This window comes from Tannerella sp., assembly GCF_052170195.1.
In the GTDB taxonomy this organism is placed as follows: Bacteria; Bacteroidota; Bacteroidia; order Bacteroidales; family Tannerellaceae; genus Tannerella.
Window position 1 is genome coordinate 1 of sequence record NZ_JBQNAZ010000006.1, and the last position, 14879, is coordinate 14879.

The window sequence follows — 14879 nt, forward strand, 5'->3', positions numbered from 1 at the left end:
AATACAAAAATATACCAATAACCCCTACTTTTCAATAACGTTGCAACAAAGTCCTGTAAATTTATAAGACAATCAATTAAATATATAACGTAAACTTAGTTGCATATAATATGTTGAAGCATATCCTATATTAGGTGTATACGTTTCTTTAAGTGTTTCCTTTCCGTTTTTAAGAAAGTTAAAGGTTGGTTTTACTGACCCATTTCCTTCTGTAACTTCTTTCATATTTGCTACTTCTAAGATGTTATTTTTATTTACGCTATGATGGATTCCCCATTTACTGTTTAAAAGATTTCCCACATTTATGATATCTAAACCTATTTGTATTGTATTACGTTTTCCTCCGGCATGTATAAAGAAATCCTGTAAAATTTTTATATCGAAAGTATTTACCCAAGGCATGAGTGCACCGTTACGCATCGCATATTTTCCTTTGTGATTTCTTAAATAAGCATCTTGTTCGACATAATTCCAAAAGTCAGTTTCTTGTTGTGAAGCTGTATAGATGACCTTACCGTAATTGGGACTTTTTTTATTTGTGTCTAATATATCGGTAAATGTTATTTCAGATTTATCTTTCGGAATATAAAGCATAGCATTGCCTCCTCCGTCATTATTTAAGTTGTTAGCATATAAATAAGAAAAACGACCTGATTCACCACCTTCATAAAATAAGGATACAGTTGTAGCAAAATATTTAGCATACTCTTTTCTGTACGAGACAGAAGCTATTAAGCGATTGGGTAAAATATAGTTCATATAACCTATATCATGAGAGTTTGAACCATAAGTACGAGGATCATTGAACCAAGCAGAACCTAATTGATCACCGATTCCATCGCCTGAGCTTTTTCCATAACTATGTGTGTAGGCTATTGAAGCATCAAAGCCATTTTCAAATGATTTCTGTAATTTTGCCGTAATAGACCAATACTTGTTTTCTCCTGCATTATTAAGTAAATATACATTTTTTAATTTGGATTGATAATATTGTTTTTTGGAAATAGGACGTTGATCCGGATATCCTTCTATTTGGAAAGCGTCAGGTTTTAATCCGACATTAGTTACAGCTACTGAATGAATATCTTTACTATAAATACCTTCTAATGAAGCATTCATATTCCATGGCAACTTAATGTCAATGGCAAGACTACTTTTCCAGTTCTGCGGTAATTTTAAATTATTATCTATTTTTACTATTGCTGAGGGTAATGCTGGTTCTGCTTTTAGTCCACTCGGATAGATTTCATTTAAAATTTCAGAAGTTGTCGGTTTAAATGATGGAATTGATTTACCTGAATAAGTTGTTTGTAATACTCCTGCATCACTTGCTTGAGCTACAATCCAAACAAAAGGAATTGTTCCTGTAAAAAGACCTGTACCTCCTCGTAAAACAATAGAACGATCGCCTTTTATATCGTAATTGAATCCTAAACGAGGAGAAAATAAAACTTTGGCTGACGGTAATTCTCCCGTATCGAATTTTTTACCATCAAAGTCTAATTCTGCAACTTTGGGATTGTATGTATCTATTTTCGGATAAAAAGGTAAATCAGTCCGTATTCCGGCTAATATTTTTAATCGTTCGGATATATTTATTTCATCTTGTGCATATAAGGTGAATTGATTAAATTTAAAAGAAGGAAATACTTGTGAAACAGAAAGATCGTTAGGATGTGTAATTGCAAATGATTTTGCAGGTTTATTTGAAATAAAATCTTCCCATGAATCAAAAGCATAGTATCCTGTTCCAAAACGCTGAAAACCATTTTTTGTATGATTATATTCAAATTGTAATCCGGCGGTAATAGTATGTTTATTTACACCGAATGTAACATCATCATTTAAAGTAAAGGATTCAACTTTTCGTAAATTTCCGTATGAAAAAAGTTCTGTACCGAAACTTACGAATGGAGTTTTATCTTTTAATATATCTACAAAAGGAAATGCTTTGCCAGAAGTAGAACGAGGTTCGTCTTGATTTGTATAAGTAAATCTGAATAAATTGCTTAATTTTCCAAATGAAGAATTTAATTCGGCAGCAACAGATGAAAAATTTTGTTCTTGAAAATATCCGGTATTTTTATACCACATTGCATACATTCCCCTTCTATTATAACTTCTGTCATAAGGTGAGGGGAAAATTTGGGATGATGAAGCGCTTGGGTACAAAGGTTCTTTACTTTTTGTGATGTTATATCGGATATTTAAACGGTGATTATTGTTTATATTCCAATCTACACGAGCTAAAAATTTCATTCCCGGACTTTCGTTTGAGTAGTTTTGATAGGGTCCTGTTTCATAACCGTATTTTTCCGAAAGATATTTACTGATCATATCCATTTCACTGACAAGCGGACGAGCTATATTATTCGATCCGTCAGTATAAGGATCGCTATCTGTTGCAGCTATTCTTGATGGACCGGGAACAATCGTTTTTTCTGTTTCAAAATTAATAAAAAAGAATAATTTATTTTTGATAATAGGACCTCCGAGACGTATACCATATAGATTATATCTACTTTCTGTGCGCTTAAAAGTTTTATCTTTTACTTTATTTCCTTTAAATTTTTCATTGTTCAAATAAGTATAAACTGATCCTCTGAATTCATTATCGCCTGAACGAGTCACCGCATTAATAGAAGCTCCGAGAAATCCGCTTTGTCGAACATCATAAGGAGTTACGCTTACCGATATCTGATCAATCGCATCTAAGGAAATCGGTGAACCGTTTGCAGGCATACTTTGTCCAATACCGAACTTATTGTTAAAAGAAGCTCCATCAATTGTAATATTGTTTTGTCGGTAAGTACCTCCTCCAATAGCTGCTCCATTTGCTTGAGGAGTAAGTTTCGTAAAGTCGGTCAAACTTCTGCTAACAGAAGGTAATGTGCTAATAATTCTTGTATTAATATTGGTTACTGCACCGGCCCTGTCGCTGTTCATATTTGAACCTCCTCCTTTTGCTACAATTTGAATTTCATCTAATCCGACAGCTTCTTCCATAAGTTGAGTGTTTAATACATAATTTTCACTTAATGAAAGTGTTATACTGGTTGTTACTGATTTTTTGTATCCGATATATGATACTTCTACTTTATATGGACCACCTACACGCATTCCATTCAGGTTATATCGTCCATCTACGTTGGTAATTGTTCCATACGTTGTTCCCGAAGGTTCGTGTGTAGCTACAATAGTTGCACCTATCACTGCTCCTCCTTTATCCGTCACGTGTCCGCTCATACTTGCGGTCGTTACTTGCGCTTGTATTGCAGTAGTTGTCATAAGAAGAAATATTACTGCAAGAAATTGAATTTTTTTTACCATAAGTGCTTATATTAATTAGTTAAATAAATTTCTTTTTGATTCTGATAATAATGTTGCTTATACTGTTATTTATTTAATAATTGAGTGATTTATCGTTATTTTTCAATGATTTGCGTACGAGGATGTTGTGGAATTATTTGTTTTTTATTTCGAATATACTCCACAATTGTTTCCTCCGATGTTTTGTCGGTGAATTGCGGCGCTTTTTTATGATCGTATGTATAAGCCGATGCAAGGTAATCATTAATCCCAACGCGGTAATATTTGTTTTCGTCGAGCGGTTTTCCGTTTGTCATTTTCATTTCAATGAGTTCTACTTTATCGTCTTTTGTAAAAATCTTATATGTCATCCCCGAAACGAACAGATCAGCACGTTTGTTTTTGCGTTTATATGAGTTTTTGATAAGCGAACGGATTTCGTCCGGTTTCATTTCGATAATGACGATACGGTTGTTAAACGGGTCCAATTCATAAATTTTACCCATGGTAAGATCACCTTTTTCGATTCTTCCAATGCGTACTCCACCAGCATTTTGAAAGGCGAAATCCGTTTGATGTACGTTTACGATGGCATCAGTCATCAGGTTGCCGAGCGCTTCCTTTCCGTCAAATTGTTTTCCTACTTCTCCAATGATTTCGTTCATCGGTGATTCGTCTTTGTATTTGGTGATTAATGCTTTGATGGATTCATCCTCGTCACGCAGTTTAGCCAGATTAATCAATTCGTTTTTTTTATCGACTACTTTACCATTTCTGACCGTAATTGTTGTTTTGCCGATGTATTTCAAATATTCGTTTGCCTGTGTGATCAGGACATTGTTTACGATGATTCCCGTGTCGAGTTTCGTATGCGTATGTCCTCCTACGATTAAATCAAGTTCGGGCATACGTTCGGCAATTTCTTTATCTGTATCGATACCTATATGTGTCAAAGCGATAAGTATGTTACATTGATTTCGTATCTCACGCAATGCGCAGAGTGCTTCCACAGGATTTGTAAACGTGATACCTTTTACCTTGTCGGGATGTGTAGCAGGAATGAGCTGACCGTTTACGTTTTCGATCTGAATGGCTGAGATGATGCCTATTTTCACCCCATCGATTTCGATCATGGCCGAAGGTTCGGGCTGTTTGATACAAAGGCTGTCGCTCACCGTCATATTGGCGCATAGGAACGGAAATTCGGCTTGGGCTATACGATCGCATAGGATATGCTGACCGTAGTCGAATTCATGGTTCCCGAATACCGTAAAACGATATCCGATACGGTTCATTAGGTCGATTATGGGGAAGCCATTACCGTATTTGGGACAGTAATCGACGATCGGATTGCCCGAGAATAAATCACCTGCGCTTAATACCAATACATTCGGATTTCTTTGTCGTTCTTGTTCGATGTAAGCCGCTACTTTCGCATAATCATCAATATGTGCGTGCATATCGTTTGTTGAAAGTATGACAATCTGCTTGTCCTGTTGTCCGCATGCTACGCAACAGAACAAAATGATCCATGTAGTGAGTTTCTTCAACATAAATTCTGTTTTTTTTGTCTTTGGTGCAAAGGTAATATATTTTATATTACATTAGTGTTGGTTTGCTGTTTTTTGTTGTTTTTGTTTCGTATACTTCCCAAAAAACTTATCTTTGTACAAAGTAGTTTGTTAATGAATAAATTTTATGAAAATCGGTATTCTTTCGTCGGGCGGAGATTGTCCCGGCATCAATGCGACGATTCGCGGAGTAGGTAAAACGGCCATTATGCATTATGGCATGGAGGTGATAGGTATCCATAACGGCTTTACGGGCTTGCTTAATAGAGATACGGAAGTCTTTACGGAACGAGCGCTTTCGGGTATTCTGAATCTGGGAGGCACAATTCTCGGGACTTCGCGTGAGAAACCTTTCAAAAAGATTATTCAGTCTGGTGACAACAAAAAGCCAGAGATCATCTGTCAGAACTATATGGATATGGGACTTGACTGTCTCATCTGCATCGGCGGAAACGGTACGCAGAAGACGGCGAACAAACTTTCTCAAATCGGACTGAATGTAATTGGCGTGCCCAAAACAATCGATAATGATATTTATGGTACAGACATCACGTTCGGGTTTGATACAGCGGTCAATATTGCGACCGAAGCTATTGATCGTCTGCACTCGACGGCCAGTTCGCACAAGCGTGTGATGGTAGTCGAAGTGATGGGACATAGCGCCGGATGGATTGCACTTTATGCCGGTATGGCAGGCGGTGCAGATATTATTCTTATTCCGGAGCTGGGTTTTGATATTCGCAAAGTCAATGAAAAGATATTGCATCGTTTGCATCTTGGCAAACCGTATTCGATTATTGTGACGGCAGAAGGACTGAAGACGGATCTTCCCAGTCCGGCTGATTATATTTCACATGCCGTGGGAGAGGCGACGGGCATTGAGGTGCGTCAGACAGTGCTTGGATATATTCAGCGCGGTGGAAATCCCTCTCCTTTCGACCGCAATTTGGCTACGCTTCTTGGCGGTCATGCGACTGAACTTGTGGCCCAAAAGCAGTTCGGGCGTATGGTTTGTTTTAAAGACGGAAAAATCGGATCCGTGCCGCTCGCCGAAATTGCGGGCAAGACGAAACGCGTATCACCCGATAATGACCTTATTAAACAAGGAGAGCGTATGGGCATTTCGTTCGGAATATAGAAAATTTTCTTAGCATGATTCTATCCCATAAGAGCACGAGTCTGTTCTTCATGTTTGACTCCGGTTACAAGATGTATATCACGTTATTTCGTGTAAGACAGAATGTATGAAGCTTTAAATCCGTGACATCATCCCATGGAATCTTTTCCGTTGGTGGCTATGCCTTTAAACAGTTTGTAGGCATTAACGTCTTTCGGATTGTGACAAATAGGAATCATGGTGCTGTTTACAAAGCTGATACCCGTACATCTTTCGAAGGCGTATAGTTTGAGAGAGCATGAGTTTGAAGAATACACGGCTTTCAAGTTCCACGAATGGATTGGAAGATACAGCCGAAGGAAACTTTGTGCGCAAATGCACTTTGATAAAATGCAAATAATAATACTTGAAATTAGCTTCCTTTGTCCGATAAAATCAATCCTTATTCAGTTGCATTAATAAATAGTTACATTTGCTATTTGAATTTACGATGCCTCTAAACTCCATTTTGAGCGTTGCAAGCATATTTGCAAATCATAGAAAGTTTATGAAATTACTATTCACCTTTAATGAACATATTCTCATAATTGATTGTCAAACGTTTGAACGATGCTACAAAGTCTGCTCCCAATGAACCTGAAAAAAGTTGACTTTTTTCATTCGATTTTATGACTTCCGTATTATAAAGTGTTACAGGGACTTCGGATATTACAAAACGAAATTCAGGCAGTGTTACTCCTTTGGCTTGAGATATGCCATTAAATCCTCCCCTTTTGGTAGTATGTTCAGCCAAATCGGATAAGGCTTCGGGAAACATTTGCGCAAACTTATTTCCAAGGGTTGATTTCACATTGCCTGTGTCAAAAATTACATTGAATGGCTGAGCGTCATATTCAATTTGCACCTTAGGAGTATTGGAAGAAAGGAACATATTGGGTGCTCCGTTTGATATCTGATAAGGAAATATAAATGAATTAGATTCATTGTCAATGATAATCTCTTTGACATCCCTGATAAAATGATATCCCAATACCCCGTCAAACGTAAAAACGGAGTCAATTTCTTTGTTAGGCGGTGCAACCATGAAAACGGGGTTGTGATAGACAATTTCACCGACTTTGAGTGAATCAGCTGTGGCTAATTTTATAAATCCTATATTCATTCCGGACAAAGGTACTGAATCGGCAATAATTCTCAGACCTACTTTTTCTGCATATTTTTCTGAAACGAAATTGCCAAATGAACAACCGGTATCAAGAATGTAATCTTTTGTTGTTCCGTTCACTTCAACAGGTATATAAATATGAAATCCTCGACCAACGGTATCACATTTCATTGGTACTATAATATTATGTGAAGGCCTTTCTAAATAGGGAACGGGTGTATTTGAAAGAGCCTTACCTACTCGCGCTATAAAAACAAAACTGTAAAGATATTCAAATGGAATGGTATCTTTTAGTAAATTTACCAAGTCTTCGCCGGCTTTTCCAGCGTGTGGATATAACCCCAGATTCAAAAGGTTCATAGCCCGAAGTGCCGCCATTTTGATGAAAGTTTCTGTTCCCAGTTCTTCTTGATAAAATTGTAACAAGCTATCCAATGCTGTTGCTGCACTCTCTAAACGATTAAAGCCTATGCCAAGTTGTGCTTCAGCTACAAGATTTAACATTTCTATACTGACTGAATCTTTCAACAGTGGATATTGATCTCTTAATTGAAACAAGTCACCACCGTTTAAGATTTCACCCATTTTTATATCCGCCTGCGTCTGCGAATAGATATAATTGTATCCGAACAGAATAGCAATAATGACAAAAGAGAATCTGTAAATAATCTTCATATCAATGATAAATTTCATATTGACACTGCACAAATATACTAAAAAAGGGCAATCCCCCTAAAAATGACGCGAGCCTTTTTACACTTATGATTTACCACCGTCTCTCTTTGCCATTGGTTGAGAATCACACAGTGCCCTGAATAGAGATTAAATGATTTATTTAGAAAAAGAAAAGATCTTCATTTCTGAAGACCTTTTTGAGTGATCCGCCTGGGGCTCGAACCCAGGACCCCATCCTTAAAAGGGATGTGCTCTACCTGCTGAGCTAGCGAATCTACCTTGAAGTACTTTTTTAATGCGAGTGCAAAGGTAATGCTTTTTTTTAGAAAAACAATTAATGCAGCAATTTTTCCATATTTCTTTTTTCATTTTCATATCTTTGCCTCTAAATATGTATATAAAATGAGAAAAATCATAATTTATCAGCGGATCATCATTTTGGCCGCATATCTCTGCTTCGGTACACAGACAATCTTCTCCCAGTCCGTTCCTGCTCCATTGAAACGTTTCTTGGATAAACCGATGGTTCGAGGAGCATCCGTCGCATTGATGGTGAAAGAAGTAAGGAAAGGTACGGTTATATACGAGTATGAAAGTGAACGCCAGCTGACACCCGCCTCAGTCATGAAAACCGTCACGGCAGCCACAGCTCTCGAAATACTTGGTGAAGACTTCCGTTTCGAGACATCTGTTTCATACGACGGAAAGATTCGCGACGGCATTCTGTACGGCAACTTATACCTCTGCGGAAGTGGAGACCCTACGCTTAACTCGTCTGAACTTGATACCCCGAAAGACAGTGTGCTGATGCTTTGGGCAGCCGGTATCCGCAAGGCCGGCATCCGCGAAGTTGCGGGAGCGCTGATTGCGGACGAAAGCATTTTCGATACCGAAGGCGTATCGATGAAATGGATGCGTGAAGACCTCGGAAGTGAATACGGGCAGGGAAGCTATGGGCTGAACATCTTCGATAATCAGCTCCGTCTGTACCTTGAGAGCGGAGTGGCCGGCACAACTCCAACGATTAAATACTGTGAACCGGACATACCGTCTCTCACGTTTCACAACTATCTCAAAGCTCTTCCCGCATCTACCGACAGTTGCTTTATCACAGGATTTCCCTTCTCCGAAGAACGTTATCTTTACGGTGCGATCCCCACGCGCCGCTCTCACTTCAAGTTGATTGGCGATATCCCTGACCCTGCGCTTTTTTCGGCCCGTTACGTCCATGCTTTTCTTCAGCGCGAAGGCATTCGCATCAAAGAAGCTCCTTCGTGCCATCGCATCCTTTCGCAGACCGGACAGTGGAAAGAGACACAACGTAAAACCCTGATCACAACTTATTCACCACCGCTTAAGGAGCTCACTCGCATATTTTGTTTCGTCAGCCATAACCTGTATGCCGACGCCGTGTTCAAAACGCTCGGGTTGCGTTATGCTCCTTCCTCGAAAGAGGCGATCTCTTCATTCGGGAGGGGAGCACAGGTCATCACACAGTATTGGAAGCAAAAAGGGATCGACACCTCTTCGCTCTGGATGTTCGACGGGAGTGGTCTGGCCATTACCAACAAAGTAACGGCCGAATTCCTGTGCGACGTATATGCCTATATGGCTGTGCGTTCGAAAGCATCGGAGGTCTTCGTGCATTCGTTGCCGCAAGCAGGGATAGACGGTACATTACGAAATATGATGAAAGGTAGTGTGTTGCAAGGTAAAGCACGATTAAAAAGCGGCAGCATGAGTCGTGTCCTGTGTTATGGCGGATACATCGATCACGACGGGAAGCGTTATGCCGTTGTGATCTTAGTCAATAACTTCACCGGAAAGAGTCGCAGGGTGAAAGCCTCTATCGAGGAGTTACTGCTCTCCCTTTTCAAAGAAACAACACAGGTCTAAATTAAAATCACTACATTTGTCGCTTAAAAAACCGAAGAACGTTTACAGCAGGTGCGAATATGAGTGTATCAATTAAAGAAGTAACGACAAAAAAGGATCTGAAGAACTTCGTCAAGTTCAATATTGATTTATACAAAGGTAACCCATATCATGTTCCCGGACTTATCGAGGAAGAAATGATTACCTTATCGAAAGAGAAGAATCCGGCTTTCGAAAACAGCGAAGCGATCTATTTCCTTGCGTATAAGAATGACAAGATCGTGGGACGGATTGCCGGGATGATTGTTCATGCCAGTAACAAGACATGGGGACAGAAGCATGCACGCTTCGGGTTTGTCGACTTTATCGACGATCCGGAAGTCGTCGATGCGCTGTTTCATGCCGTGGAAGCATGGGCCAAGACCAAAGGCATGGATGCCATTCACGGACCGATGGGTTTTACGGATATGGATCACGAGGGGATGCTGATCGAAGGGTTCGACCAGCTCGGCACGATGGCAACGATCTACAACTATCCGTATTATCCCCGACAGATGGAACGGATGGGCTACGTGAAAGATCAGGACTGGCACGAGTTTAAAATTTATATCCCGGACGCGATTCCCGAAAAACATTTGCGCATCGCCGAAATCGTGAAAAAGAAATACGGCCTCAAAGTATTGAAGTTCAAGAAACGAAAAGACATTCAGCCGTATGCGCGCAAAGTCTTCGAAACGCTAAATGCGTCGTTCGCTCCGCTTTACGGGTTTGCCGAACTGACCCCGAAGCAGATTGATTACTATGTAAGGATATATATTCCGATGTTACGTCTTAACCTGATCACGTTGATCGTACGCGAAGAAGACGATACGGTAGTCGGCTTCGGTATCTCGCTCCCCAGCCTTTCGCATGCCTTGCAAAAGGCCAAAGGGCGACTCTTCCCGTTCGGTTTCATTCCGCTGCTCAAAGCGATGCACTCGAAAACGAAGATTGTCGATCTGTATCTGATGGGTATACTTCCCGAATATCAGAACAAAGGCGTGAATGCGCTTCTTTTCTGCGACCTTATCCCCGAATATATCAAGCTGGGAGCGGAGTACGCGGAGAGCAACATCGAGTTGGAGACAAATACGGCCGTACAGGCGCAGTGGGATTATTTCAAGCGTGAGCATCATAAAACACGAAGGGCTTTCATCAAAAAACTGAGTTGATTTATGGACGAATACACGAACCTTTCACAAACGACAGCTTATGACGATAAGGATATCGTTACGCTCGAAGGACTTGACGCCGTTCGTAAGCGTCCTGGTATGTATATCGGCAATACGCACGGTGGCGAAGACCGGCACGACGGTATTTACGTTCTTCTGAAAGAGGTTATCGATAACTCTATCGACGAGTTTCGCATGAAAGCCGGTACCCGGATCGATATCACCATCGACGAAGGGAACGTGTCGGTACGTGATTATGGACGTGGTATTCCGCAAGGCAATCTGGCTAAAACGGTCTCGACGCTTCATACCAGCGGTAAGTTCGGATCCGAGGCATTCAAGAAGTCCATCGGTCTGAACGGAGTCGGTATCAAGGCGGTCAATGCGCTGTCTACCGATTTTACCGTCGTATCGTATCGTGATCAGGTAGAGAAAAAGGTCGAGTTTCAGTGCGGAAAACTTGTTCACGACTGTGAGGCTATTGAAACGAAGGAGAAGAACGGAACACTCATCCAATTCACTCCAGACCCCTCGATTTTTGAGAATTACGCATACCGTCACGAGTTTGTAGAGACATTGATTCGCAACTATTGCTACCTGAACTCAGGACTGTCCATTTATTACAATGGAGAAAAATATATTTCGGAAAAAGGTCTTGAAGATTTGCTCAATGAAAACATCACCGACGAGATTCTCTACCCTATCGTACATCTCAAAGCGAACGATATAGAGATTGCCTTTACGCATGTCAACCAGTCGCGCGACGATTATTATTCGTTTGTGAACGGACAGTACACTTCGCAGGGAGGTACGCATCAGGCTGCATTCAAAGAGTCTTTTGCACGCACGGTGAAGGAGTTTTACAATAAGAACCTCGAAGTGGCCGATATCCGTAGCGGCCTCGTGGCTGCCATATATATCGGTGTGGAGGAGCCGGAGTTCGAATCGCAAACAAAGATCAAGTTAGGCTCGCGAAATATGAGTCCGAAAGGCGATCTGTCGGTGGCCAAATTTATCGGCGATTTTATTAAGAAGGAGGTCGACAATTACCTTCACAAGAATCTGGAAACAGCCGATGCGCTCTATAAAAAGATACAGGAATCTGAAAAGGAGCGGAAGGCCATCGCCGGAGTGGCGAAATTAGCACGGGAGCGGGCTAAGAAGGTGAACCTTCACAACCGTAAACTGCGCGATTGCCGTATCCACCTCAACGACGGGAAGAGCGACAACAAGACCGAGAGCAGTATCTTCATCACCGAGGGCGACTCGGCCAGCGGCTCGATCACGAAAAGCCGTGATCCGAACTTACAGGCCGTATTCAGTCTGCGTGGAAAACCGCTGAACTGTTTCGGTCTGACTAAAAAAGTCGTGTATGAGAACGAAGAATTCAACCTGCTGCAAGCCGCCTTGAACATTGAAGACGGGCTGGACGGATTACGCTATAACCGGGTTATCATCGCCACGGATGCCGATGTGGACGGTATGCATATCCGGCTCTTGCTGATCACGTTCTTTCTCCAGTTCTTCCCCGACTTGGTGAAACAAAAGCATGTATTTATCCTTCAAACCCCGCTCTTCCGGGTCCGTAATAAGCAGAAAACCATCTATTGCTACAACGAAGAAGAGAAAAACGCGGCAATTAATGAACTGGGAAAGAATCCGGAGATTACGCGCTTCAAAGGATTAGGTGAAATTTCTCCCGACGAATTTAAACATTTTATCGGGAAAGAGATGCGCTTGGATCCTGTTTCCATCAAAAAAGAAGACGCGATCAAGGAGATGCTCGAGTTCTATATGGGAAAAAATACGATGGAGAGACAAAATTTTATTATTGACAATCTTGTGGTAGAGGAAGACCTCACCGCCTGAATGCAAACACATGGAAAAAAGAAGAGCTATTTTCCCGGGAACCTTCGATCCTTTCACCATCGGCCATCAGTCGTTGGTCGATCGTGCATTAACGTTAGTCGACGAAATCGTCATTTCCATCGGAATCAATTCGGCCAAAAAAACGTGTTTCTCATTAGAGGAGCGAGTGGCATCCATTGAACAACTCTATCGCAACGAGCCTCGTGTTAAAGTCATGTTGTATGACTCGTTGACCGTCGATTTTGCGAAACGCATAGATGCCCGGTTTATTCTGCGCGGTATCCGCACCATAAGCGATTTTGAGTATGAGAAGTATATGGCGGATGTCAACCGTGAACTCACCGGTATCGAAACGTTCATTCTTTTCACTGAGCCCGAATATACACATATCAGTTCCAGTATCGTGCGCGAGTTGTTACAATATGGCAAAGATATTTCACGATTTGTTCCTCAAGAAGTTCAACACACATTAAAACAACAAAAATCATGAACAGAATTTTATCGATCCTTATAGTCTGTATATTGCTTTATTCATCGGCTCATGCACAGCAGCGATCCGACATGGAAGCCCGGAAGCTCTCCATGGCATTGTATGCCATCAGCAACTTATACGTGGATAAGACGGACGAAAAGAAGCTGGTAGAAGACGCAATCGTCGGGATGCTTGAAAAGTTAGACCCTCACTCCGACTATTCGGATCCGGAGGAAACGAAAGAGCTGACGGAGCCGTTGGACAGTAACTTCGACGGCATCGGTATCCAGTTCAATATGCTTACCGACACGCTCTACGTGATTCAGGTCATCTCCGGAGGTCCTTCGGAGAAAGTGGGACTGATGGCCGGCGACCGGATCATCATGGTAGACGATTCGCTGATTGCCGGTGTGAAGATGAAAACGAGCGACATCATGAAACGGCTGAAAGGTCCGAAAGGTACCGAAGTGCGCGTGAAAGTGAAGCGCGGCATCTCTAACGAGCTACTCGAATTTAAAATTATCCGTGGCAAAATACCCGTTTACAGTTTAGACGCTGCTTATATGGCCGATGCAACGACCGGATACATCCGCTTGAACCGTTTTGCCGCCTCTTCGAACGAAGAATTTAACAAAGCGCTGGACAAACTTCGCAAACAGGGAATGAAGCATCTGATTCTGGACTTGCAGGGCAACGGCGGAGGCTATCTCCATGTGGCATGTGCCTTAGCCGACGAATTTCTCGGAAAAGACAGGCTGATTGTCTATACAAAAGGGAACAGACAGCCACGCGAGGAGGCTGACGCCACCGAAAAAGGTGGATTCGAGAACGGACGACTGATCATCATGGTCGACGAGTCGTCGGCTTCGGCGAGTGAGATTGTTTCCGGGGCTGTGCAGGATTGGGACAGAGGCATCATTCTCGGACGCCGCACGTTCGGCAAGGGACTTGTACAAAAACCGATCCCCATGCCCGACGGATCGATGATTCGCCTCACTATCGCACGTTATTACACGCCTTCGGGACGATATATTCAAAAACCTTATAAGAACGGTCAGGCCAAAGAATATAATCGCGACCTGATCGAACGGTATAACCGTGGTGAGCTGATGAATGCCGACAGTATCCATTTTCCGGATTCTTTGAAATTCAACACTCTGCTGAACAAACGTACGGTCTACGGCGGCGGCGGAATTATGCCCGATATTTTTATTCCTTTCGATTCGACGCGTTACACGGACTATCACCGGAAAGTAGCCGGGATGGGAATCGTGAACCGCGTAGCAATGAACTATCTTGACAGGAACCGCAAGGAAATGAGCAGAAAATATCCGGCATTCAAAACATACAGGGCGAAGTTTGAAGTGACGGACGAAATGCTTCAAGAGCTTCAGAAACTTGCGGCCGACGAGAAGATCGAATTTAACGAGGAGCAATATCATCGGTCCAAGCCGCTGATTTCGCTTCAACTTAAGGCGCTTATCGCACGCGACTTGTTCAATATGAACGAATACTTTCAAACGATCAACGACGACAACGAGAGCCTGAAAGAGGCCCTGCGTATCATCAACGACGAGGCTGCCTATCGCAAGGTGCTCGGACAAAGTCAATGACA

Annotated in this window: 9 protein-coding genes, 1 tRNA gene and 1 pseudogene; 6 read left to right on the forward strand and 5 right to left on the reverse strand. The window is 41.9% G+C overall.

Features of this window, described 5'->3' with window-relative positions:
- Nucleotides 1-72: 72 nt before the first annotated feature.
- Entirely contained in the window at nucleotides 73-3330 is a 3258-nt protein-coding gene (locus tag ACTTKA_RS02855; protein ID WP_442723895.1) for a TonB-dependent receptor, read from the reverse strand.
- A gap of 95 nt (nucleotides 3331-3425) precedes the next feature.
- The gene (locus ACTTKA_RS02860; protein ID WP_442723896.1) at nucleotides 3426-4862 is read right to left on the reverse strand and encodes a bifunctional metallophosphatase/5'-nucleotidase; all 1437 of its coding nucleotides are present in this window, start codon (nucleotides 4860-4862) and stop codon (nucleotides 3426-3428) included.
- 145 nt (nucleotides 4863-5007) lie between these two features.
- On the opposite strand from ACTTKA_RS02860, the gene ACTTKA_RS02865 reads away from it, so the two are divergent.
- Nucleotides 5008-6018, forward strand: a complete 1011-nt coding sequence (locus tag ACTTKA_RS02865) for an ATP-dependent 6-phosphofructokinase (protein WP_442723897.1) — start codon at nucleotides 5008-5010, stop codon at nucleotides 6016-6018.
- A gap of 131 nt (nucleotides 6019-6149) precedes the next feature.
- Here ACTTKA_RS02865 and ACTTKA_RS02870 read toward each other — a convergent pair.
- The 3 genes and pseudogenes from ACTTKA_RS02870 to ACTTKA_RS02880 form a co-directional block, all read right to left on the reverse strand.
- A pseudogene (locus ACTTKA_RS02870) lies at nucleotides 6150-6411 on the reverse strand (transposase); the annotation flags it as partial.
- A gap of 142 nt (nucleotides 6412-6553) precedes the next feature.
- Nucleotides 6554-7855, reverse strand: a complete 1302-nt coding sequence (locus tag ACTTKA_RS02875) for a retropepsin-like aspartic protease (protein WP_442723898.1) — start codon at nucleotides 7853-7855, stop codon at nucleotides 6554-6556.
- 184 nt (nucleotides 7856-8039) lie between these two features.
- Nucleotides 8040-8112: transfer RNA gene (locus tag ACTTKA_RS02880), tRNA-Lys, on the reverse strand.
- 127 nt (nucleotides 8113-8239) lie between these two features.
- On the opposite strand from ACTTKA_RS02880, the gene dacB reads away from it, so the two are divergent.
- The 5 genes from dacB to ACTTKA_RS02905 are packed head-to-tail and all read left to right on the forward strand — an operon-like array spanning nucleotide 8240 to nucleotide 14877.
- Complete coding sequence (gene dacB, locus ACTTKA_RS02885; protein ID WP_442723899.1) at nucleotides 8240-9733, forward strand: D-alanyl-D-alanine carboxypeptidase/D-alanyl-D-alanine endopeptidase; 1494 nt, start codon at nucleotides 8240-8242, stop codon at nucleotides 9731-9733.
- A 59-nt stretch (nucleotides 9734-9792) separates the two neighbouring features.
- The gene (locus ACTTKA_RS02890; protein WP_442714896.1) at nucleotides 9793-10923 is read left to right on the forward strand and encodes a hypothetical protein; all 1131 of its coding nucleotides are present in this window, start codon (nucleotides 9793-9795) and stop codon (nucleotides 10921-10923) included.
- 3 nt (nucleotides 10924-10926) lie between these two features.
- Nucleotides 10927-12792, forward strand: a complete 1866-nt coding sequence (locus tag ACTTKA_RS02895; RefSeq protein WP_442723900.1) for a DNA topoisomerase IV subunit B — start codon at nucleotides 10927-10929, stop codon at nucleotides 12790-12792.
- 10 nt (nucleotides 12793-12802) lie between these two features.
- A complete protein-coding gene (gene coaD, locus ACTTKA_RS02900; RefSeq protein WP_442714894.1) occupies nucleotides 12803-13282 on the forward strand; it encodes a pantetheine-phosphate adenylyltransferase in 480 nt (159 codons plus the stop codon).
- Nucleotides 13279-14877 carry a S41 family peptidase gene (locus ACTTKA_RS02905; protein ID WP_442723901.1) on the forward strand — a complete coding sequence of 533 codons (1599 nt, stop codon included), beginning with the start codon at nucleotides 13279-13281 and terminating at the stop codon, nucleotides 14875-14877. The genes coaD and ACTTKA_RS02905 overlap by 4 nt, the downstream gene beginning before the upstream one ends.
- Nucleotides 14878-14879: the final 2 nt, after the last annotated feature.